This window comes from Flavobacterium endoglycinae (assembly GCF_017352115.1).
GTDB classification, from domain to species: domain Bacteria; phylum Bacteroidota; class Bacteroidia; order Flavobacteriales; family Flavobacteriaceae; genus Flavobacterium; species Flavobacterium endoglycinae.
The window spans coordinates 3734494-3757553 of sequence record NZ_CP071448.1; the positions used below are offsets into that span (position 1 = coordinate 3734494).

The window sequence follows — 23060 nt, forward strand, 5'->3', positions numbered from 1 at the left end:
ACGAATTCACGAATTTTACTTAAATTATTCATGAATTCGTGGCTAAAAACCTTTGTCACTTTGTAGCTTTGTTCCTCTGAACCTAAAATTAAAAACTATATGCCGCTCCAAAAATCACCCTTCCAACTTCATCAGGAGATTTAAAATAAGATATTCTGGCTGTGATTACGTTGATTGCATTTAACCAAAGTCCGCCGCCGTAATCCTGATGCCATTTTCTTGAATTTTCACCGTCAAGCCAGATTCTTCCGTAGTCGAAACCACCCAGAATTCCGTAAGTCATTGGTGCGACAGTTTTTCTGATTTTTCCAATACTTAAACGCAAATCAGAACTTTGAGAGAAGTACGAACTTCCTAAGAAACGCTCATTTCTAAATCCGCGCAAATCAGTATCGCCGCCCAGAGCAGCACCTTGATAAAATTCGTAGTTATTATTTAAGATTGCTTTTCCTTTAAAATAAGTAGCCAAAATCAATTGTCCGTTATGATCAATTTTGTGCGTAAAACCTAAAACACTTTCCAGAGTAGGGAAGTTCTTTTTAGTTTCATCAAGATTGGTTGTCCAAGTTCCAGCAATCATAAAATGAATTCCTAAAGTTGGTTTTGCAGCAAAATCGGCATTTTTAAATTGATATTTTACTTTTAAACTTCCAAAATTCTGACTATTAAAGATATCAGGATTTACAATTCCAGGAATATTAATAAATCTATTTTCCGTGTCTTCAACTGTCATTCTTTCGAAAATAGGCTGAATACTAAATTCACTTCCATATCTTCCAACGTGTCTTATCGCCCCAGAAGCATTAAATTTTCGAATTCGGACACGATTATAATCCATTCCCACTTCCTTATTATCGTATGTGGTTTCGTTTCCGTAACCAAAATAATTCATCGCAAAATTTGGAGTCGTGTACAATGATTCAACGTCAATTACCCACTTTCCTAACAATCCAGGGAAATGTGCTGCATAATTAAACTCTAAACCGCCAGTTGCAAAATAATAAAAAGCATTTACTATGTGTCTTTGTGTATACGGATTCTGTTTGAAATTATTAAGCGTATAATTTAAATTAATACCCACTTTTACCCCATCATCAGGATTGAAACCAACATTAGGAAGTCCAGAAATCACATTGTATTTTGGTCTTTCATAATTGTACAAATTGACATCATAATCATCTGTCAACTGAGTCTGTGTTTTCGAATCAAGATTATACGTGTTTTCTTTTGATTTAAAATCATAGACAATTACCTTTCTTCCGTTTTCGATTGTATATGTATCATTGTTCTGACCACCAATTAGACGGATTTTAATTCTGGATTTCTCATTTCCTTTTACCTCAAAAACATCATTATCATCCAAACCATAAATCCATAAGTTTTTAGTTTTAGCATCCGTTACATTTTTGGTATAAACCAATTCATCGCCTTCTTTTTTAACTCTGAAAACCTGAATTTCAATTCCTTTTTTCACATTATGATTCAAAACAAACTTGTCTTTTTTGTCTGTTCCCGCAATCATAACCGTTTTGCTCAAAACATCAGAATAACGAACCGCATATTTTTGAAGATCTTTTTTTCTGTTTTTTAGTTTCGCTTTGATTTCGTCAATTGTTGCGTCTTGAACTTCTTTCGGCAGATTTTTAAAAGCAGTATCAATATCGCTGTCGCTTAAATTTTCCTGAATGTATTTCGCTTGTTCGACCCAGTCTTTTTCTGTTGCGGTTTTCAAAAATGCCAAATCCATAGGATAAGGTTCTCTGCTCAGCCATTTTACATTGTCAATTTTGTATTTGAAAGTTCGCATATGACGAAGCGCCGGAATATTCATTAAAATAGAAAGCAAAGCTCCATCGTATTTTACAAAAGCCTGATCACGATCTCGCGGAATAGGTCTGTAAACCACTTTTCCATTTTCCTTATATTCTGCCCAACGCCATTGATCGCTGTGTCGGTCCCAGTCACCCAAAAGCATATCAAATAAACGTGCCTTGATGTATTCTTTTTCATCAACCACATATTTTTCATCTTTATGAAGGTTCAGCATCATATCATCGGTGCCAATAATATTAGTTGGTTTTCCGAAGTTTTTCCCATCAAGATGATTATCTGCCGGTCTTTCTTCAACCATATACAATTGATCGCCAAAACCTGCATTAAATTCACCCAAACCATTTTGTTTTGGAATATAATACAAAATAGGATTTGTGTGTCTTAAGCCAATTTTATCAGACATACTTCCAATTGCAAAAGAAGAATAGGGATGTGAAGTCGTATAAAAATCAAATAAGAAATCTTCAGCATAAGTCTTTTCAAAATCGTTTACGACATACTGATCTTTAAAAGCAACCGACTGTAGAAAGACAGTAGCGCTTTTTTTCATGGCACGCATAACATATTCTCGACCCTGTGGATCTGACATTCGTAAAGAAACCGACTGATGTCCGCCGCCTTCGCGAATTGGTTTTAATCCGCCTTTTAAAGTATCTACCGTTGCAGTTGTAGCTTCAATTGGCATACTGTAATATTTTCTGTAATGCTGTCCGAATAAAAATTTGTGAAACAAACTTTTCTCCGTCATTTTTGGAGAATAGATTGAAGTTGTCACTTTTGAAGGGAAATTATTTGGAATATCAGAAGCCCAGTTGATTTCTTTTGCTTTTATGATTTCACGCTCGAAAAGCATTTTTTCTTTATTGTTTTCATTTCCAAAGAAATTAACTTTAGCATCACCAGTTTTGTATAAAGTTAAAGTGGCGTATCCATTTCCACCATACGAAAAATCAAACGGATTTATGGCTCTTGCCGCTTCTGATTTTGATCCCGCGCCGCTGATAATCTGCTGAATATTTTCTTTACTGATGTATTGTAGATTATGATCGTGTCCCGAAACTACAATTACATTTTTCTGCTTCTGCAAAAGCGTCTTAATTCTTTTGGCATAAATTGTATATTGTTTATTCTGAATATCCTGTGGACTTACTCCGGAAGTTTTTCTCAATAAATTAATAAAAGATCCAATTACAGGAAGCGGAATTTTTTTCTCTAAAGGGAACAATTGCTTTTCTAATGAAAATTGTCCGCCGTGAGTTCCATTGCTTAATAAAGGATGATGAATGGCCAAAACAACTGTTTTCTCCTGATTTTTATTTAAAATACTTTCCAGTTCATCAAAGAAATCTTCGCGAGTTTTAATTTCGCAGTTATCATTTATAGTAGGGTGATCGTCCCAGTCTTCCAGGAACCACTCGCTGTCAACAGTTATTAACGCAGTAGTACTATCAATTTTTACATCTTCAATAGGACAGGTTTTTCTTGGCAGAAACGCTTTTTTATCATTTAAATATTTGGTCACAAAATCGGCTTGTTTTTCAAGACCTTTTATGCCGCTGTACCAATCGTGATTTCCGGGAATAAAAATGGTTTTACCTTTAAAACCTTCTGCTATTTTTAATTGGTTAGTCAATTTTGTTTCAGCTAAAGCCTTGTCTTCGGCATGTTTATCAGCAGGAAAACCTTTAGGATAAATGTTATCTCCTAAAAAAATAAGTGTCGATTTTTTATTGGCTTTTTTAAGTTTTTGATGTAAAAGATCAAGCGTTTGTTTGGCCTGTTCTTCATCTGCATTTCCAGCATCTCCAACAAGAAAAAACGTGTGTGCAATTTTTAGGGTATCTGTTGCGTTTTGTGTTTCGTTGGCGCTGACATTTTTTCCATATTGCGGCTTATGCGTCGCACAGGAATAAACAATGAATAGTGCCATTATTGCTGCTAAATAGTTTTTAATCGTAGCAATAAAATGATTATCCAAAAACAATTTCATAATTTAGTGGTATAAAAATATTCTTTATGAATCTAATAGAACAATCCGAGGATTTCGTCAGTAATTTACTCAAAGATAAACTTTCTAATTTATATTCTTATCATAATTTTAACCATACTTTCACCGTAGTTTCTGCGGTAAAAGAGTTGTGTAAAAAAGAAGATGTAGTAGGCGATGATAAAGAGGCACTTTTGGTTGCCGCTTGGTTTCATGACACGGGATATGTGAACGGATACGAAGACCACGAAGAGAAAAGTATTAAAATCGCGGCTGATTTTTTAAAAGAAAAAGGAAAATCTGCGGAGTTTATTGATAAAGTTTCGGGTTTAATTCTGGCTACTGCTAAAGAATATCAGCCCAAAACTCATTTGGAAAAAATCATTAAAGATGCTGATTATGCTCATTTAATGGGAACCGAGTATACTACAACCTGCGAATTGCTTCGATTGGAACTAAAAAACACGGGAATTGTAAGTTTTACAAATGCTGAGTGGACAAAAGAAAACTTGAATTTTCTGTTGAACAAACACCGTTTTTATACTGATTACGCTTTGAAAAAATGGCAGCCTTTAAAGGAAAAAAACCTGCTTTTGATTCAGAAAAAAATAAACAAACAGGAATTGAAAGCCGCTGCAGCGATCGAAGCAGAAAACAAAAAGAAAGGCAAAGACGAAAAACCAGAACGCGGTATTGATACTTTGTTTCGTGTTACACTTGGAAATCATACACGATTAAGCGGCATTGCCGATAGTAAAGCTAATATTCTATTGTCTGTCAATGCGATTATTATTTCGATTGCACTTTCTACAATCATCCCAAAATTAGATAGTCCAAAAAATGCACATTTAGTGGTGCCGACATTTGTTATGCTGATGTCAAGCGTTATTACGATTATTTTTGCAATTCTATCGACACGACCAAAAGTAACTTCGGGATATTTTACCCGTGCTGATGTAGAAGCCAGGAAAGTAAATTTGATGTTCTTTGGGAATTTCTATAAAATGCCTCTTGAAGATTATGATTGGGCCATGAACGAAATGATGAAAGACCGCGATTATTTGTATTCGACCATGATAAAAGATTTGTATTATCTTGGGTTGGTATTACAGCGAAAATATAACCTACTTAGAATTGCTTATAATTTATTTATGTTCGGAATTATTATTACAGTGATTTCGTTTGTGATTGCTTTTAAATCAATTTAAGTTTTTGAAACACATAGAAACATAGATTTTTGTTTGTGTAAAAGAATATAGAAAGAAACTAATTTCTAACACATAAATCAAAATATTGAAGGCTTTGTCGAAGTTTAAACTTTGACAAAGCCTTTTTAAATTTTAAAGAAATGACTATGTTTTTTGAAAGCTCAATTATTTAGTTGAGCTCATCTAATAAATCCTGATAAGTTATTTTTTTTACTGCAGAACTTGTTGTGTTATTAATCACTTTTACACGAATTGCTCGTAAACCAGAAACTCCCTGAAGATCTTCAACTTCAAATTGTTCAATTGAAGGTTCAAGTATTTTCTTGTGTTGCAGGTATTTAATGTATTTTAAATATTCTGCTTCTTCGCTGTTTTGAGAATATACAATAGTGATTTTCTCTTTTTCAGTAATTCTTTCGTTTGTCCCTTTAATATTCGATTTGTCAATTCGTTTTTTAACGACTTCATATCTAGCATTGTAAGTTCCGTCAACATCAAAACGTTTTTCATCCATTCTGAAACGGATAGAAAGCGGCTGGCTGAACACTAATATTAAAGAAGTCACATCCAATTCGTAAGGGAGCGATTCTTTAAGCTGATGATGTTCTAATTCCATTTCGCATAAAGTCTGTAACTGCCACAAACGAAGATTATGCAAATACATAATATCGAATGGTTTTGTTGGCGAAATCGAAGATCCAATGTACAAATTATGTTCTACACCATCGGTTTTAAAACGCTCATAATAATGCGGATAAATCTGTTGCGCTTCAACTTGTTTTTTATCTAAAACAGTAGCCAGTCTTTTATTGATAATAGACATGGCATTGTCAAATTTCTTTCTTTCCTGATAAAACATTCCCGTTTTTTCGTCCAGACTTTCAAAATACAATTCTTCTAATTTTTCATTTTTAGCATTGCCTTTGGTGTTTTTCAGGATTGGGTGGATTTCTTCTTCAATATAACGCTGAATATGTTGCTCCGTATCAGCTTTTAAAGGGAAATCAAGTTCGCTTCGAAGTGATTCCAATTCGAATTTACGTTGTTCCAAAAGAACCAGATTTGAATTTGGTTTCTGATTATCAAAAATTTCCAGAAGCGCTGTAAGCTGATTTTTTAAATCAATTTTAACCGTTTCATTTCGATGTTCAGACGAGCTTTTAATATCGATCTGTCCATATAATGGAAAAACATTTTTAAAGACAATTTCTTTGAAAATATAATCTTTCGTATGATTTATATTTTGGAAATAATTCTGAGATTCTTTTTTGAATTTCCAATACACACTTGGGTGAATTGTAGTGTATTCACGCTGAATAATTGCTTCAATCTGATGCTGCATATCAGTATTATAACGATCAATAGTATCGGTTAAATACGGCAGAACCAAATCTAGTTTTGTAGCGTTGACGCTGTTTAAATCTCTTGGGTTTTCTGAAACTAATTCAACGATTCCTAATAAATGATCGTCTTTGATGACAGGTGCAAAAACACAGCTTTGAATACCTTGTTTCAGTAAATGTTCGCCAAGTCGTTTGTTGTTAGATTCTTCGATGAATTTTTTGACATTCGAAATCACAAAAGGTTCTTTATTATCCAGTAGATTTTCAAATGAACATCCAAAAAATGCATTTTTACAATCCATTTCCTGATCTGATTTTAAAAGATAACTTTCCATGTGATTATCAAACTTCATAGGTCTGATAAACTTTTCTTCTTCAGGATTGTAGATTATAAAACCAACTTTTAAACTCGGAATCTTAAAGATAGATCTAAAGATGTTTTCTACAATATCTGTAGAAGTTACTCTCGAATTATCTGGTTTTAATAAGTTACTTTTTAAAGTCGAAATAGCACTTTCTGTAGTTGCGTCAAACAAAGAAACAATTCCAAAACCTTTTAAAATCCAGCTCCCAGGAGGAAACTTTGATTTCCATAATTCTATGTTATTGTAATTGTCAATTAATTGATCAATATCATTTTGAGAAAGTTCAACTGATTTTTCGGTTGGAATAATCTCCATAAAATCAGCATTGTACATAATTCGGTAATGTCGTTCTACGCCTTCTTCATCTGGAATATCATAGAAAAAGGGTTTGTTAAAATCTATATTTTGATTGTAGTGATACGCTAATATCAAACAACAGTTATTAATATAGAATTGATGATCGTCGAAATCACGAATTTCCATATAAAATTCATCTCCCGCATTACGCAGAATTTTTTTGAAACGCTCTGTATAATTGAAAGAAATATTCTGAAATGGAATTGTAATTGCTTTTATTTCGTTGTGAGTCAAAGCCGTCGGAAATAAATCGGCAGCGATATTTTTAATTAAAGCTTCATTTTTTCTGATCGTAGCAAGATCACGAATTCCAGTTCTAAATTCTGGAAAAGCTTCAACTTCTCTTAAAATGGCTTTGGCATAGTTAGATCGGTAATCTACATCAGATAAAGCAATTTCTTCAAAGGATTCAATTAGTTTATGAAATGAGATTATCGTTTCGAAAGGACTTTCTTTGGGTACGTGTCGATCCATCTGATAATTTTTTAGGTTACAAAATTAAGCATAAATTAAGAATGTGCGACATTTTATAATTTGTTTCATTTATAGTTCTATAATCAAAGTCCTTTGTTTGTAAGGCTTTGTAAAAGGCAATAATTATTTTAACTAAATATTAACATCGTTAATAACGGAATGATCGTTCCGTTATTATATCTTTGTACCATAATAATTAAATAATCAATAACTTAATCTAAAATAAAAATGAAAAATTTAGAAAACAAAGTTGCTATAGTAACAGGTGGAAACAGTGGAATAGGATACGCAGCAGCAGCTGATTTAGCAGCAAAAGGGGCAAAAGTAATTGTAACAGGCAGAAACAAAGAAGCTTTATCAAAAGCCGAAACTGAATTGAATGTTACTGGAATCGTAGCTGACCAATCTGATTTAAAATCGATTGATAATTTGGTTGAAGAAGTAAAAGCAAAATTCGGAAAAATTGATATTGTATTCCTAAATGCTGGTGTTGCTTCTTTTGCTCCAGTAGAACTTGCTCCAGAAGATCATTATGATACGATTATGAATGTAAACACAAAAGGAGTGTATTTTACCGTTCAAAAACTATTGCCAATTTTAAATGATGGCGGTTCTATTATTTTTAATACTTCGGTAAATGCACATCTTGGAATGCCAAATTCAAGTGTGTATGCAGCAAGTAAAGCAGCGGTTTTATCTTTTAATAAAGTGCTTGCTGTAGAGTTAGCACCAAGAAAAATCAGAGTAAATGCGGTTTCTCCTGGTCCAGTTGAAACTCCGCTGTATGGAAAGTTAGGTTTGCAAAAAGAAGAAGTAGAAGGGTTCGGAACTGTTTTGGGTGAGAAAATCTTGTTGAAACGTTTTGCTCAATCAGCTGAAATTGCCAAAACAGTTTCGTTTTTAGCATCAGATGATTCTTCTTTCATAACAGGAACTGAAATTGTGATCGATGGTGGACTTACTGTAAATGCTGTTGTATAATTTTTTTGACTAATTCAGGAACGATTGTTCCGTATTTTTGTATCTTTGTGAAAGTAATTTAATTTGAATATCATGGCTAGAACGAAAGAATTTAATGAAGATCAGGCTTTAGATAAAGCAATTGAGATTTTTTGGCACAAAGGTTACAACGGAACTTCGGCTCAGGATTTAGTAAATCATTTAGGATTAAGCCGTTCTAGTTTGTATGATACTTTTGGAGACAAGCAAAAGCTTTTTGTAAAGTCATTGAAACGATATCAGCATCAAAACCATGAGATACTTAAAGAATTTTTGGGAAATGCTGAAAACATAAAAACGGCTTTTACCGAAATTTTCAAGCAAGCTGTTGTAGAAAGTCTTCAAGACCGAATTACAAAAGGTTGTTTTATGGTAAATTCTGCTGTTGAATTAGCGATGCACGATTCTGAAATTGGAAAGATTGTTCTTGACAATCAGAAAACAGTTGAAGATATTTTTTATCAAGCCATAAAAAAAGGACAGGAGTCTGGACAAATTTCCAATAAAATGGAAGCTCGATCTTTAGCTCGTTTTATCTTTAATAATTATTCGGGAATCCGCGTTTTGGCTAGATCAGGCGAGAGAGACAAACAAGTTTACGATGATATTTTAAAATCGATTTTCGCTTTGTTTTAGAAAATCAATTGTAATAAAAAACGGCAGTTACAGTTGTAACTGCCGTTTTCTGTTTTAGTAAGTAAGTAATAGAAAATGAAAACTTCTTAGCTTTTTTCTTCTTTATTGAAATACACTAAGTAGTAATACATTTGTTTTTCTTCATCCCAGCCTTTTTCAACAAATTTTTCTGCACTTTCAGGATTGATGAAATCCATTTTAATCTGAATGTGAGTATCCAGATTAATTACGTTTTTAATCGATTTTCTAGCGTCGGAAACTGCTGCGTTGGCAATAGGGAATGAGGTAACATCTTCGATGCTGTATTTTTCTCCTTTATCAACTTTATAGTTTTTAAATTCAGGGATCAAATCAGGATTGTCTAGTACTTCATTCAAGAAATTCTGCTCTTCAAACTGATCATTTTTAGCGAAATAATTCACAGATCGGTTCATAAACATTACTTCCTCTTTCTTGTCTTCAGCTGGCAAAACCACGTCTTTTGCGAAGTTTTGACAGAATTTTAAATATTTTTTAGTGATGAAATTTTCATCTTCAAAAGCATCAACAGATAAAAAGTGCTCTAACCAGTAACGCGCGTCGTAACGGTTGCTGTCTACAGTTAAGATTTTATATCCTTCTTCTTTTTTATAGTTGAAAATCAAACATCCTTTATCAAGTTTACTCAAGTTGATTCCTTGTTGTAAAATCATTTCAAGGTTGCTTCCGTTTTCTTCAAACTGTAAAAAGTCTGCTTGTAATTCGCTTTTAAAAATTCCAATTGCATCCACAACATTGTTATCAATACTAAGATTGGTCAAATAGGTTACATAAACCTCTCCGTTTTTAATGTGCGGGTGATTTGACTGCTCGTATAAATGCTTCGTAATTTGTTTAGAAACCTCATGAACATTAGTCGGATTCGTGAAAATCTCAGTTGCAAATTTAAACATGTCGTTGTAATCCAAGTCCACTTCGTGTGCAAACTGATAATAGTTTTCTTCTTTTTCTCTAAAAGGCTTAAAAAAGAATTCTTTTATCAAAGGAACAATCTCATCATTTAAGTTAAATGGCTGCTCTGATAAAAAAATAGCTTCATTACGGCTTTTGTTTCCTACGCGGTGTATTGACAGCGTGTCGATGTGGGTGTTGAATAAATTTATCATTTATTTTAAGGTTTAGAGGTGCAGAGGTTCAAAGGAACAAAGGTTTTATTTCCTGTCTTTTATTCTTCTAATAAAAGAACTTAACATTCGTTCTAATTCTCTACTTTCTCCATTTATTTTACTGAATTGGTACTCGGTTATATATTTTAGATTGAATGAAATTTCAAGCTGAGTCTGCATTTCAAATAAGGATGAAATTGAAATATTTAAAAATCTCAAATAATCACTATTTCCATCTCTGCCATATCCTTCAGCAATATTACTTGGTATTGATATAGAGCATCTTCGAATTTGTGAAGATAGTCCATAAATTTCTTCTTTTGGAAATGAATTTGTTAATTGATAAATTTCAGTTACCAGATTCATAGATTTTTGCCAGATCAAAAGGTCGCGAAATGTTTTCATTTTATATTTTAAGAATTAAAATATAAAAATAAAGAAAAATATTACATTTAAAATCGTCAGATTTTAAAGAAACCTCTGAACCTTTGTACCTATGCCTCTTTGAACCTCAAGTTAATTCCAATTCTCCTCAAACCCATAATCTTCGAAGCTGTCGTCGCCTTCAAACATATCAAGATCGTCTTCGTCTAGGTCGTCTTCAAATTCTCCGTAGATATCGTTGTGCATATCATCTGCTTCGAAGTTTTTTTCTGTTGCTTCATCTGGCATTTCACCATGAGAAAATAAAGTTTCTGGATAAGTTGCTCCAACAGCTTCTTCTTCGATCGCGGCTAATTCAACCAAGAATGTCCACATGCTTATGAAATCGTAAACGTAGATAATTTTTGTATTTTCTTTATCTAAAATACTAGATAACGGATAATCGTTCATGGTTCTTATTTCGCCAGGAACATCTCCTGTATCAAAAAGAGGAATTTCATCTTCTTGATTCCAAGTTTCATCACAAGTATAAAATGAAGCCACTTCTGATCCGTCAAAACCAAAAGCATTGAAGATTGCATTGTGTAAATCCTCAAGAGTATCGTCTTCAAGAATTGCAATGTCTCTGAAAATATCTTCTTCGGCGTCTAGAATTACTCTAAATTTATAAACCATAATCTTTGTTTTTATTGAGAGGTCAAAGGTAAAATATAAAAAATGAAATACGAATTACGAATCGTGATTTGTTGAAAAGATTTTAATGTGTTGTTTTTCTGTGTTTTAATTTTATTATGATCCTGCAAGGTTTTTTAAACCTTGTAGGTCTCTGGATAGTTCAATAAAGTAATACCTACGAGGTTTTGGAAACCTTGCAGGAAAGAATTTGAAACTGAAAATTATTTCCTAGCCAATCTTTTTCGAATTTTATGATAATGTTTGTGATAATTGCTTGGATAACTTCTGCTTGAAGTCATATTATTAAAAATCAAAGCGGTTAAAAATAAGATTAAAACGCCAATAAGGACAGGCGAAATCACATACATATAACCTAACGCTTTTATTTGGGCAGAACCTGTAACTGCAATTAGAGCCGTGGCACCTCCGGGCGGATGCAATGTTTTAGTAATCTGCATGAATATAATGGAAAGAGAAACAGCAAGCGGAGCAGAAATATACACAATATCTGGCACTAGTTTGTTTACACTGACTCCTATAAAAGCTGAAATAAGATGACCGCCAATTAAATTTCTGGGTTGTGAAAATGGACTTTGTATAATGCCATAAATCAAAACACTCGAAGCGCCAAAAGAGCCAATTAAATAAACGACATCACTACCTGTAAATTGTGAAGATTCGAGATAGGCTAATATCCCAATTCCGACGAAAGAACCTAAAAACGACCAAAAGTGTTCTTTAGAATCAATTAAAGTTTCCTTGTAAAGGATATAACGTGTTTTGCGGTAGCTTCTTTTTATTTTTTCAGTTGGCATAATTATTTGATTAGACTTGGCGAGTAACTGTATACAGTGTAAGGATAAATGGTTTTTGCGGTGTATTTTGAAATTAAACAAACGGCTAGAATTGGTACAAACAAAGTATAATCGTTTGTTAAGCCACATACTAAAAATATAGCAGTAAAAGGTGCATGAATACTGGCGCTTAATACGGCTGCCATTCCGAGAATCATAAAGTTAACGGGAATTACATTTACATAAAAAAAGCTGTTTAAAACCGAAGCCAGCAATAATCCTAAAAAAGCTCCAATAAATAGACTGGGCGCAAAAACACCCCCATCACCTCCAGAAGCTAATGTAACTGAGGTTACAATGGGTTTTAAAATTAAAATTGCAATAAATGTTAATGCTAAAGTTAGCGTTAATCGTATTTGAGAAGTTTCGAAGATTTCTTTAATCGCATGATATCCTTCGCCATATAACTGTGGGAAGAAGAATAATGAAATACTTAAAACGATAGAACCAATTAGTATTTTATAATAATGTCTTTCAATTTTAGAAAACTGTGATTTGAAAAATAGCACACAACGGGTTAGGTAAACTGAGTTTATTCCAGCTAAAATTCCCAAAAGAATGAAGTACGGAATTGCTTTCAAATGCCATGTTGTGATTGAAACGGCAAATAAAGGTTCTTCTTTTAAAATAGTCAGCAAGCCAAAAGCAATTGCAACTGCTATTACATTAGAAATCATAAAAGCTCGTGTTACTTTTCTTGAAATCACTTCAAAAGCAAACAAAATCCCGGCGATTGGACTGCTGAAAAGTGCGGTAACTCCCGCTGCAACTCCCGCACAAATCAATTCGGTTTTGTATTGGCGGAAAACATTTTCTTTTTCGTGAGCAACCGAACCAATTGTTGCCGTAGCGACAACTGTAGAAACCTCGATTCCTGTTGAACCTCCAAAAATTACGGTTAATAATCCGTTTATAAAGTGAGATGGAATTTTATAAGAAGGAAGATTTTTAGATTTTGATGCCGTACTTTCAAAAACTTCTTTGATGCCTTTGTTTTCTTTTTTCTTAAAAAGATATTGTCTTAAGAAATAAATTACGGATAATCCAAAAACAGGAAAAAGAATATAAAATAATGGATTTACCGATACTTCATGAAAGAAGATTTCTTCGTAATATTCAGTTATTTTTTTTAGTGAAATTCCGAGAAAGGCAGAAAGAAAGCCAATTAAGATAGAAACAATAACTAATTTTCGGAATTTGATTAATTGATGATTTTTTTTGATTTGCGCCGTTTTATTCATCACTATGTATTTCAAAATCGCGTTTTTTGCGGATTACAAAATTAAGTATGAAATTCGGTTTTTTCTAGGAAAAGTTCATTTTAGTGTGTTAAAACTAGTATAAATAGGAAAAATCTTTCGTGTATTTTACTTGGCAAAGTGATGAGAAATTGCTCGCAAAGTCGCGAAGACGCAAAGTTTTTTAAATAAATTCTTTGCGACTCTGCGACTTTGCGAGATTAAAAAATGACTTAATTATCTTTCGTAAAACTCTATTGGAAGCAAATCAGGATCGGCAATAAAAGTGAAACGCTTTTCAGTAGTTTCATCAATTCTAATCGGTTCAGATTCGATATTTTTTGAAGTTAGAAAAGCAACCGTTTCATTTAGATTTATGACTTCAAATGCCAGATGACGCAAACCAACAGCTTCTGGACGTGAAGGCCTTTGAGGAGGATTTGGAAAAGAAAACAACTCGACAACATACGTACCGTTTAAAGCCAGATCTAACTTATACGACTGGCGTTCTTCCCGATAGATTTCGCGGATAATCGTTAAACCTAAAATCTGAGTATAGAAATGTTTCGATTTTTCGTAATCAGAACATAAAATGGCAATATGATGGACTTTATTAAGAGTAAGCATTATTTTTGGTTTTCAGGTTCCTGATTTAATTTTCGAATTACTTTTGCGGGATTTCCAACTGCCAGCGAATTATCTGGAATATCTTTTGTAACAACAGATCCCGCTCCAATAACACAGCCTTTTCCAATAGTTACGCCAGGACAGATAACGGAATTTCCGCCAATCCAGCAATCGTCTCCAATCGTAACAGGATACGCATTTTCCAAAGATTTTCTCAATTCAGCGTCAAGCGGATGTGAAGCGGTGTAAATTTGAACATTTGGAGCAATAAATACATTTGAACCAATATTTACAGGAGCGCAATCTAAAACGACACAGTTTACATTGAAATAAACGTTTTCTCCGCAGAAAATATTATAGCCGTAATCACAATGAAACGGAGGTTCGATGTAAAATCCAGGACCTGTATTTGGGATTAGTTCTTTTAAAATTTCTTTAGCTTTTTTGGTAACTCTGTATTCTTTTACATTAAGGCTGTGAAGAAGATTTTTAGCGTTTCGGCGCCCTTTTACTAATTCCGGATCAAAAGCATTGTAGTATTCTCCGGAAATCATTTTTTCTTTTTCTGTTTTCATATTAGGTATTACATTTTCGTCTTGGCGATCTTATCGTGTATTTTTGTGATTTCCTGCAAAGCTGCAGAAGAATACCAAGGCGTTAATTCGGCTTCGAGTAAATTGGCTTTTATTGCCGGATCAGTGGCAACAAGAGATTTGGCTTCGTCTATAGTTTCGACATTAAAAATATAAATGCCACGGTAGTTTCGGTCATTTTTTATAAATGGTCCAGCCACAACTAGTTTTCCTTCTTTGGCTAATTTATTAATATTCGCCATGTGGCCTTCAAAGAGTTTTTGGGTTTCTTCTTTTGATGCTGTTGTGTTGGTTCCTGATTTTAAAAGGCAGAAAACATATTTTTTCATTCCGTATTCATCCGCATGAAGTGATTTGGCTAAAGTTTCATCATATTTTGTCTCGGTTTCTTGAGAAAAACCGATTGTACTAAAAAGTAAAAATGCTAGAATAAAAATTGAGAGTTTCATAGGAATGTTTTTATTTTAAACACATAGAGACATATTTTTCGAAGCGTACTAAAGGCATTTCATTTGCATACATTCACATAGAGTCATGTCTAAAATCTATATTTCTATGTGTTTCGATTAACTAAAGCAGTTTCTTTAAAATAACAATCTGTCCTAAATGATACACATCATGCTGAATAATTCCATGAATATGCTCATAATAGGTATGACCATTATTGACATAGATTTTTGCTAAATCGGCATCATCAAAATCTTCAAAAAAAGTATTCCACGCCTCTTGTGATTTTGCCAGTGTTTGAAGTGACTGCTCCCAAGCGGCTTCTGATGGATCTAAAACAGGAACAAAATAATTATGATCTGGTGTAATAATCGTTTCACCCTGCATACGCTGTAAAATGTTTCTTCTCCATTGTATAAGGTGGTTTACAATTTCCCATATTGTATTTAATTTTGGATCTATTTTTTTATAGGCCTGTTCTGCGCTTACATTTTGTAAAGTGTCTGCCAGAGTGACCTCCAGCCAAGGATTTCCATTATAAATAGATTGATATAGGTTTGAAATTCTTTTGTTTTCTGACATGAGTTCTGGTTTTTTTTAATTCCTAGCTAAGATACAAATAAAGTAATCTACAACTCATCCTTAAAATTCTACAATTGGGTTATTATATATTTTTTAACAGGAAATGTTAAAATACATTTGCTTCATCAAAAACCAATATCATGAAAACCAGAATTACTTTTATTTTATTATTACTAAGCACTTTTACTTTTTCTCAAAATATTATTTCAGGAAAAGTAGTAGATCAGAAAGGAAAACCAGTTGCCGGTGCCAATATTTATCTCGACGGAACTTACGACGGAGCAACAAGTTCTGAAACAGGAGAGTTTTCTTTTGAAACTACAGAAACAGGAAATAAATTTTTAGTAGTCAGCTTTTTGCTTTTCGAAACTTTTAAACAAGAAATTGATGTTGCCAATTATAAAAACCAAACGGTTAAATTAAGAGAAAATATTAACGCGCTGGATGCAGTGGTTATTACAGCCGGAACTTTAGAATCTGGAGACAAAGCAAGAGTTTCAGTTTTAAAACCTTTAGATATTGTAACAACTGCAGGTTCTGCCGGAAATATAGTGGCGGCTTTACAAACATTGCCAGGAACACAAACTGTTGGTGAAGACGGACGTTTGTTTGTACGTGGAGGTGAAGCGAGCGAAACACAGACTTTTGTGGACGGAATTCGTGTAGCACAGCCTTACGGAGCGACAACTAACAATCTGCCAACGAGAAGCCGTTTTTCTCCTTTCTTATTCAGCGGAATTGCATTTTCCACTGGAGGTTACTCTGCCGAATATGGTGAAGCTTTATCAAGTGTTTTGCTTTTAAATACTCAGGATGAGGCAGATCATGAAAAAACAGATATTGGATTAATGACAGTTGGATTGAGTTTGGGAAATACTCAGAAATTCAAAAAAAGTTCTTTGAGTGTTAATATGATGTATGTGAATCTGGCGCCTTATCAGGCAGTAATTCCTCAAAATGTAAAATGGAATAGTCCTTATCAATCGCTTGGAGGTGAAACCGTTTACCGATATAATTTCACAAACGGAATCTTTAAATTATATGCTTCTTTCGATTCAGAAAGATTCGATTTGAACCAGAAAAATATCAACTTCGAAAATCCAATTAGAACTGATTTAAACAACAATAACTTCTATTTAAACTCTTCTTACAAAGGAACTTTTGGAACAGGCTGGCAGTTAACTTCAGGAATTAGTTATGGTTACAGCAAAAACAAAATCAAATATGATATTAATGATGTTGACAGCAATGAAAATGCGGCTCAGTTAAAATTAAAATTGCAGAAAAAAATCTCAAATCATTTCAAAGTTTCTTTTGGTACTGATTATTTCATTACAAGATTCAATGAAAACTTCAATGATAATACTTCTATTGATGTGGCAAATGGTTACGATTCTAACATTTTCGCCGCTTATACAGAAGCAGATATTTTATTCTCTAAAAATCTGGCGATGAAAGTAGGTTTTAGATATTCGAACAATAGTTTGTTAAACGAAAATAATATTGCACCTAGAGCTTCTATTGCTTACAAAGTTTCGAAAAGCAGTCAGTTCTCATTTGCTTACGGAGATTTTTCTCAAACGCCTGTAGTGGATTATATTAAATTTTCAAAATACCATCAGTTTGAAAGTGAAAAAGCACAGCATTATATTTTAAATTACCAGTTTACACAGCCAGGTCAGACGTTTAGAGCCGAAGCATATTATAAAGATTACAGTAATTTGGTTCAATACAATACAAGAGATATTCAGTACAATTCAGTTTTCAATAACAACGGTTCAGGTTACGCAAAAGGATTGGATATTTTTTGGAGAGACAGCAATTTGTACAAAAACTTAGAATACTGGATTTCATATTCATATATAGATTCACAAAGACAATATAAAAACTTCCCAAATATGGCAACTCCAAGTTTTGTGGCCAATCATAATCTGTCTGTTGTAACGAAATATTTCATTACAGATTGGAAATCACAAATCGGATTCACAAATAGTTTCAGCACAGGACGTCCGTACAACGATCCAAACCAGACACAATTTATGAACGGAAAAACAAAATCATATAATAACTTGAGTTTCAACTGGGCGTATTTACTAACCACACAAAAAATCCTTTATTTCTCAGTTTCAAATGTTTTAGGGACAAAAAATATTTTTGGATACGATTATGCTAAAAATCCAGATCCAAGTGGTGTATATCAAAGACAAGCCGTTGTTCCAACAGCAGATAGATTCTTCTTCATAGGTTTCTTCTGGACAATCAGCCAGAATAAGAGTGAGAATCAGTTGAAGAACTTGTAATTCAGGTACAAAGAGGCAAAGACCCAAAGGGACAAAGCTTTAAAAGTTTAAGAGAGAAAACCTTTGTCACTTTGTAACTCTGAACCTTTGTAACTCAAAAAGAAACAATTCAGTAACCAAAATCAACAACTCAGCAGCATTTAATTTTAAAAGAGTAAAAACCACTATACTTTTGAAGTGTAAAATAAAAGGAACAAAGAAGCAAAGTGAAGGTTCAAAGTTTTAGAATCTTAAAAATTAGAAAAAAGCCTTTGTCACTTTGCAACTCCAAACCTTTGAATCTTAAAAAAAGAACCTTAAAAAAAGAAATCATGACCAAAATTATTACCATAACTATTTTATTTATCTGCAGCTTAATGTCTGCTCAAAATGTGAAATTAACAGTTACTGTTTCAGGTTTGAAAAGTAACACAGGAACGGTTAAAGTTGGATTGTATAATTCAGACGGAACGTTTCTTAAAACAACATATAAAAGTCTTGCTTCCGAAATTAAAAATAACAAAGCAGTGGTGACATTTGATAATCTTCCTGCTGGAGAATACGCCATTTCAACGTATCATGATGAGAACAACAACGGGAAACTAGACAAAAATATGATGGGAATTCCGTCTGAAGATTATGCTGCTTCCAATAATGCAAAAGGATTTATGGGGCCGCCTTCCTATAAAGATGCTAAATTTGATATCAATAAAGATTCAAAAATTGAAATTACATTATAATAAAAATAACTAATCTCTATAAACAAACCATTAAATAACTTGTAAAATGAAAAAAATCATCACTTTAATCGCATTATTTGTAGTAGTAATAGCTTCGGCTCAAACGCAATTTGAACAAGGAATGACAAAGGCTTTCGGACTTTGGAAAGAAGGAAAAAATGCAGAAGCTTCGGCATTATTTGAAAGAATTGCAGCAGCAGAAAAAAACAGTTACTTGCCAAATTACTATGTTGCTCTAATCAATACTACAGCTGTTTTTACAGAAAAAGACAAAACTAAAATCGATCTATTGTTAACTAAAGCACAGGACGCATTAGACATTGAGTTTATTAAAGACCAAAATAATGCCGAATTGTACGTGTTACAAGCTTTAATTTATACAGGATATGTAGTAGCTGACCCAATGACAAACGGAATGAAGTATTCTAGTAAAGTGATGGAAGCTTACGCAAAAGCAAAAGCGATTGATCCAAATAACCCAAGAGCTGTATTTGGAGAAGCTGATTATCAGTTAGGAGGAGCAAAATGGACAGGTGTTGACACAAAACCTTTGTGTGCGCAAGTTGATAAATCTATTGAACTTTTTGCTACTTTTAAACCAGAAACTCCTTTTTCTCCAAAATGGGGATTAGACAGAGCTTTGGAAATCCAAAAAACTTGTAAATAATTTAATTCAAAGAAGTAATGACTTTAAAACCAAATCTACTTAAAGCATTGTTAGTAGGCGGAATCGTTTTTCTATTCTCCTTCCTGATTCGTTTTGCTTCATTTGGAATGGCAATTTTCAATAATAATTTGTACATATTTTTCTTGTACTGTATGCTTTACAGCGTTGTCCTTTATATTGTAAATGCTTCTCTATTTGTATACTTAGATAAGGTTTTTAAAGACAACAGATTTTCTAATAAAAGAATTTTTATAGGTTTTGTAAGCTCCTTTTTTGTTTCGATTTTCTTTGTTTTTCTACTTCGTGTTTTTACGAATGTAGTAATTGAAAGACGTCCGATATTAAGTTTTCTGGCAAATGAAGAAGCTTCAACATACATTGAAAATGCAGTCATTGCTTTTATTATTCTCCTAGTATTTCATGCCTTACATTTTTACAAAGCTTATCAGGAGAATAAAGTTATACAACAAAAGATTATTGCGGGAACGGCAAATGCCAAATTCGAAAGTTTAAAAAATCAGATCGACCCGCATTTTCTTTTTAATAGTTTGAATGTTTTAAGTTCTTTGATCGAAGAAAATCCCGACAATGCGCAGCGATTTACAACATCGTTATCTAAAATCTACAGATATGTTCTGGAACAAAAAGATAAAGAATTAGTTTCTGTAGAAGATGAATTATCGTTTGCTAAAACCTACATGAACCTTCTAAAAATGCGTTTCGAAAATAGTTTGTTTTACGAACTGCCAACAGAAAACATCAATCCAGACGCGAAAGTAGTGCCATTGTCTTTACAGCTTTTGCTCGAAAATACGGTGAAACACAATGTAGTAAGCGAACAAAAACCATTGCACATTCGAATTTTTATAGACAAAGATTATTTAGCAATACAAAATGATCTTCAGAAAAAAGAAGTTCTTCAAGATAGACAAGGTGTTGGACTTCAGAATATTGTAAATCGATACGGAATTATAACTGATAGAAAAGTGAAAATTGAACAAGATGAAAAGAATTTCACAGTTAGGATTCCAATTTTAACTAAACAAATAACTGTCATGGATATAAGTACAGAATACAACGACGAAGCTAAAGCATATTACAGAGCTAAAAAAAGAGTGGAAGAGTTGAAAGGATTTTATGGAAATTTAATTTCATATTGCTGCGTGATTCCGTGTTTGGTTTTTATCAATTTACAATTCTCACCTGGATTTCAGTGGTTTTGGTTTTCAGCTTTAGGCTGGGGATTTGGAGTTGCGATGCATGCATTTAAGGTGTTTGGTTACAGCTCTGACTGGGAAGAAAGAAAAATTAGAGAAATTTTAGAAAAAGAGAATAATCAAAAAACTTGGAAATAATGACTGATAAAAATCATCTTGAGGGAGAACGATATTATCAAGCTCAAAAAAGAGTGAAAGAAATTAGAGAGTTTTATGAACATTTAACGGTTTACATTCTTGTAAATCCTATCGTAATTGTGGTAAACATTATGACTTCACCAGGATATTTATGGTTTGTATGGTGTTTGATGGGCTGGGGAATAGCGATTGTTTTACATGGATTGAAGGTTTTTAGCTTTCCGCCTTTTTTCAATAAAAAATGGGAAGAAAGAAAAATTAGAGAAATTCTGGAAAAAGAAAAAAATCAAAAAACTTGGGAATAATATGGAAACAAATTCTAATAATAACCCGGAAGAATACGAATTACAGCAATTGGCCAGCAAAAAGGTAGTTAAGTTAAAATCGTTTTATAAACATACATTTCTGTACCTGATTGCTTTAACACTTTACCTTTTAAAAGAATATACAGAACTGCCGCTGCATTTCATTCCTATTAATTTTTTAAATGATGTAGTAATCATTATTTGGTCGGCCGTATATGTTGGATCAGCTATAGATATGTTTGTCTCTTTCAGAATCTTTGGACATGAATGGGAAGAACGTAAATTGAGAAGTCTTTTAGAAAAGAAAAATAAAAAACAAAAATGGGAATAATTATGGAAATGAATTTTAATGAAGAAGACAGATACATTCAGGCTCGCAAAAAAGTCGAAAGTATAAAAGGATTTTACGGAAATCTAGTTGCTTATATTTTAGTAAATGCAATTTTGATTTTTATAAATCTGTATACTTCACCCAAATATTTATGGTTTTTCTGGCCATTAATGTGGTGGGGAGTTGGAGTAGTTCTTCATGGATTAAAAGTTTTTGAAGTATTTCCTGTTCTTGGAAAAGGCTGGGAAGAAAGAAAAATCAAAGAATTCATGGAAAAGGAAAAAGAGAACAAAAACAAATGGAAATAATTTAGATAAAAAAAATAAAAATATGGGACGTTTTAGAAGACGCATGTACGAAGAGTATGCACAAGGGTTCAGCTCAGATGAAGGCTATAACAATGCCTACAAAAAAGTAAAACGATTAAAGGGATTTTATTCACATTTAAGAGTTTACATTATAGTAAACTTGATTATTATTGTTGCCAACATAAATAAAGATATTTTTACAGAAGGAATTCACGCCAGCGCATTGTCAGATTGGAGAACGTATTCGACTGCATTTTTCTGGGGAATTGGTTTAGCAGCTCACGCCTTATCGGTTTTTGGAAGAGACCTTTTCTTCAGCTCTGACTGGGAGCAGAAAAAGATCCAAAAATATATGGAGAAAGAAGCTGCAAATACAAATAAATGGGAGTAATTTTGATTTCGTATTTTTCAAATTTTACAATATAGTAAATGATCACATTAATTATAGAAGACGAAAAACCAGCAGCGAGATTGCTGCAAAGAAAGCTTGAAAAGTTAGAGGTAACCGTAGAAACGATGCTTCATTCGGTTGAAGAATCAGTAGAATGGTTTTCAAATAACCAGCATCCGGATTTGATTTTTTTGGACATTCAGCTGTCAGATGGTTTATCGTTTGAGATTTTTGAAAAAATAGATATTAAAAGCGCTATTATCTTTACAACGGCATACGATGAGTATGCCTTAAAAGCTTTTAAACTTAACAGTATAGATTACCTTCTTAAACCAATTGATGAAGATGATCTTGAAGCTGCAGTTTCAAAATTCAAATCCCGACTTCCAAAAGCTCCAGCTGAAACATCAAACCTGCAGTTGGATTTTGAGCAGATTCGCCAGATGTTGTCAAATCCTTTCGAGAAAACGTATAAAAAGCGTTTTACAGTTAAAATTGGACAGCATTTAAAAGTCATCAATACAGAAGAAATCGAATGTTTTTTTAGTGAAAATAAAGGAACTTACATTCATACTTTCGAAAACCGCGATTATTTAATTGATTCAACGCTGGAAATTTTAGAGCAGGAATTAGACAAGAAGGATTTCTTTCGCGTAAGCAGAAAATTTATTGTTCCGTTAAAAGCAATTAAAGAAATTCAGGTGTATACTAATTCTCGTTTAAAAGTGATTTTACCAAGTTATAAAGATGATGAGGTTATTGTAAGCCGAGAAAAAGTGCAGGATTTTAAGAGTTGGTTGGGGTAGTTTTTTTGTGAGATGTGAGAAGAAAGAAGAAAGAAAATGTTGTTTCCGTGGAAAGAGCCATAGGCTCGATACATATTGTAGGGCCGGATTTCAATCCGGGTTCGTTTTATATAAAAGCATAGCAATAAAAA

Annotated in this window: 23 protein-coding genes; 12 read left to right on the forward strand and 11 right to left on the reverse strand. The window is 33.0% G+C overall.

Going from position 1 to position 23060, the window contains the following annotated elements; all coding sequences use genetic code 11:
* Positions 1-88 precede the first annotated feature (88 nt).
* Entirely contained in the window at positions 89-3823 is a 3735-nt protein-coding gene (locus J0383_RS16610) for a metallophosphoesterase (RefSeq protein WP_207295096.1), read from the reverse strand.
* 26 nt (positions 3824-3849) lie between these two features.
* Here J0383_RS16610 and J0383_RS16615 point away from each other — a divergent pair, with 26 nt between their 5' ends.
* Entirely contained in the window at positions 3850-5028 is a 1179-nt protein-coding gene (locus J0383_RS16615) for a Pycsar system effector family protein (RefSeq protein WP_207295097.1), read from the forward strand.
* Positions 5029-5197: 169 nt separating this feature from the next.
* Here J0383_RS16615 and J0383_RS16620 read toward each other — a convergent pair whose 3' ends face one another.
* Positions 5198-7567, reverse strand: coding sequence for a GAF domain-containing protein (locus J0383_RS16620; protein ID WP_207295098.1), 2370 nt, complete (start codon positions 7565-7567; stop codon positions 5198-5200).
* A gap of 228 nt (positions 7568-7795) precedes the next feature.
* Between J0383_RS16620 and J0383_RS16625 the strand changes: the two genes are divergently transcribed.
* Both J0383_RS16625 and J0383_RS16630 read left to right on the forward strand, forming a co-directional pair.
* The gene (locus J0383_RS16625) at positions 7796-8548 is read left to right on the forward strand and encodes an SDR family oxidoreductase (protein WP_207295099.1); all 753 of its coding nucleotides are present in this window, start codon (positions 7796-7798) and stop codon (positions 8546-8548) included.
* 72 nt (positions 8549-8620) lie between these two features.
* On the forward strand, positions 8621-9202 hold the full coding sequence (locus J0383_RS16630) for a TetR/AcrR family transcriptional regulator (RefSeq protein ID WP_207295100.1): 582 nt from the start codon (positions 8621-8623) through the stop codon (positions 9200-9202).
* An 86-nt stretch (positions 9203-9288) separates the two neighbouring features.
* Here J0383_RS16630 and J0383_RS16635 read toward each other — a convergent pair whose 3' ends face one another.
* From J0383_RS16635 to J0383_RS16675, 9 genes are all read right to left on the reverse strand, one after another.
* Positions 9289-10347 carry a nucleoid-associated protein gene (locus tag J0383_RS16635; RefSeq protein ID WP_207295101.1) on the reverse strand — a complete coding sequence of 353 codons (1059 nt, stop codon included), beginning with the start codon at positions 10345-10347 and terminating at the stop codon, positions 9289-9291.
* A gap of 45 nt (positions 10348-10392) precedes the next feature.
* Positions 10393-10752 (reverse strand): four helix bundle protein, encoded by a 360-nt coding sequence (locus tag J0383_RS16640; RefSeq protein ID WP_111426596.1) that lies wholly within the window; start codon positions 10750-10752, stop codon positions 10393-10395.
* A 111-nt stretch (positions 10753-10863) separates the two neighbouring features.
* Positions 10864-11406: an IS1096 element passenger TnpR family protein gene (locus tag J0383_RS16645; protein ID WP_207295102.1), complete on the reverse strand. Its 543-nt coding sequence runs from the start codon at positions 11404-11406 to the stop codon at positions 10864-10866.
* A 221-nt stretch (positions 11407-11627) separates the two neighbouring features.
* Entirely contained in the window at positions 11628-12221 is a 594-nt protein-coding gene (locus J0383_RS16650) for an HPP family protein (RefSeq protein ID WP_207295103.1), read from the reverse strand.
* Between the two features lie 2 nt (positions 12222-12223).
* Positions 12224-13501, reverse strand: a complete 1278-nt coding sequence (locus J0383_RS16655; protein ID WP_207298717.1) for a chloride channel protein — start codon at positions 13499-13501, stop codon at positions 12224-12226.
* A gap of 234 nt (positions 13502-13735) precedes the next feature.
* A complete protein-coding gene (gene gloA2 / locus J0383_RS16660) occupies positions 13736-14125 on the reverse strand; it encodes an SMU1112c/YaeR family gloxylase I-like metalloprotein (protein WP_207295104.1) in 390 nt (129 codons plus the stop codon).
* Positions 14125-14700 (reverse strand): sugar O-acetyltransferase, encoded by a 576-nt coding sequence (locus J0383_RS16665; protein WP_207295105.1) that lies wholly within the window; start codon positions 14698-14700, stop codon positions 14125-14127. Before J0383_RS16665 ends, gloA2 begins: the two co-directional genes overlap by 1 nt.
* Positions 14701-14708: 8 nt before the next feature.
* Complete coding sequence (locus J0383_RS16670; protein WP_207295106.1) at positions 14709-15167, reverse strand: YciI family protein; 459 nt, start codon at positions 15165-15167, stop codon at positions 14709-14711.
* 121 nt (positions 15168-15288) lie between these two features.
* On the reverse strand, positions 15289-15747 hold the full coding sequence (locus J0383_RS16675) for a DinB family protein (RefSeq protein WP_207295107.1): 459 nt from the start codon (positions 15745-15747) through the stop codon (positions 15289-15291).
* Positions 15748-15887: 140 nt separating this feature from the next.
* Here J0383_RS16675 and J0383_RS16680 point away from each other — a divergent pair, with 140 nt between their 5' ends.
* The 9 genes from J0383_RS16680 (at position 15888) to J0383_RS16720 (ending at position 22929) form a co-directional block, all read left to right on the forward strand.
* Entirely contained in the window at positions 15888-18047 is a 2160-nt protein-coding gene (locus J0383_RS16680; protein ID WP_207295108.1) for a TonB-dependent receptor, read from the forward strand.
* A 311-nt stretch (positions 18048-18358) separates the two neighbouring features.
* Positions 18359-18766 (forward strand): DUF2141 domain-containing protein, encoded by a 408-nt coding sequence (locus J0383_RS16685; protein ID WP_207295109.1) that lies wholly within the window; start codon positions 18359-18361, stop codon positions 18764-18766.
* 46 nt (positions 18767-18812) lie between these two features.
* Positions 18813-19433, forward strand: coding sequence for a hypothetical protein (locus tag J0383_RS16690; protein ID WP_207295110.1), 621 nt, complete (start codon positions 18813-18815; stop codon positions 19431-19433).
* Between the two features lie 17 nt (positions 19434-19450).
* Positions 19451-20788, forward strand: coding sequence for a 2TM domain-containing protein (locus tag J0383_RS16695; protein ID WP_207295111.1), 1338 nt, complete (start codon positions 19451-19453; stop codon positions 20786-20788).
* Positions 20788-21093: a 2TM domain-containing protein gene (locus J0383_RS16700; RefSeq protein ID WP_207295112.1), complete on the forward strand. Its 306-nt coding sequence runs from the start codon at positions 20788-20790 to the stop codon at positions 21091-21093. Before J0383_RS16695 ends, J0383_RS16700 begins: the two co-directional genes overlap by 1 nt.
* A 1-nt stretch (position 21094) precedes the next feature.
* Positions 21095-21424: a 2TM domain-containing protein gene (locus tag J0383_RS16705; RefSeq protein ID WP_207295113.1), complete on the forward strand. Its 330-nt coding sequence runs from the start codon at positions 21095-21097 to the stop codon at positions 21422-21424.
* Positions 21425-21426: 2 nt separating this feature from the next.
* Positions 21427-21732, forward strand: coding sequence for a 2TM domain-containing protein (locus tag J0383_RS16710; RefSeq protein WP_239023088.1), 306 nt, complete (start codon positions 21427-21429; stop codon positions 21730-21732).
* A 22-nt stretch (positions 21733-21754) separates the two neighbouring features.
* The gene (locus J0383_RS16715) at positions 21755-22123 is read left to right on the forward strand and encodes a 2TM domain-containing protein (protein ID WP_207295115.1); all 369 of its coding nucleotides are present in this window, start codon (positions 21755-21757) and stop codon (positions 22121-22123) included.
* A 38-nt stretch (positions 22124-22161) separates the two neighbouring features.
* Positions 22162-22929, forward strand: coding sequence for a LytR/AlgR family response regulator transcription factor (locus J0383_RS16720; protein ID WP_207295116.1), 768 nt, complete (start codon positions 22162-22164; stop codon positions 22927-22929).
* Positions 22930-23060: the final 131 nt, after the last annotated feature.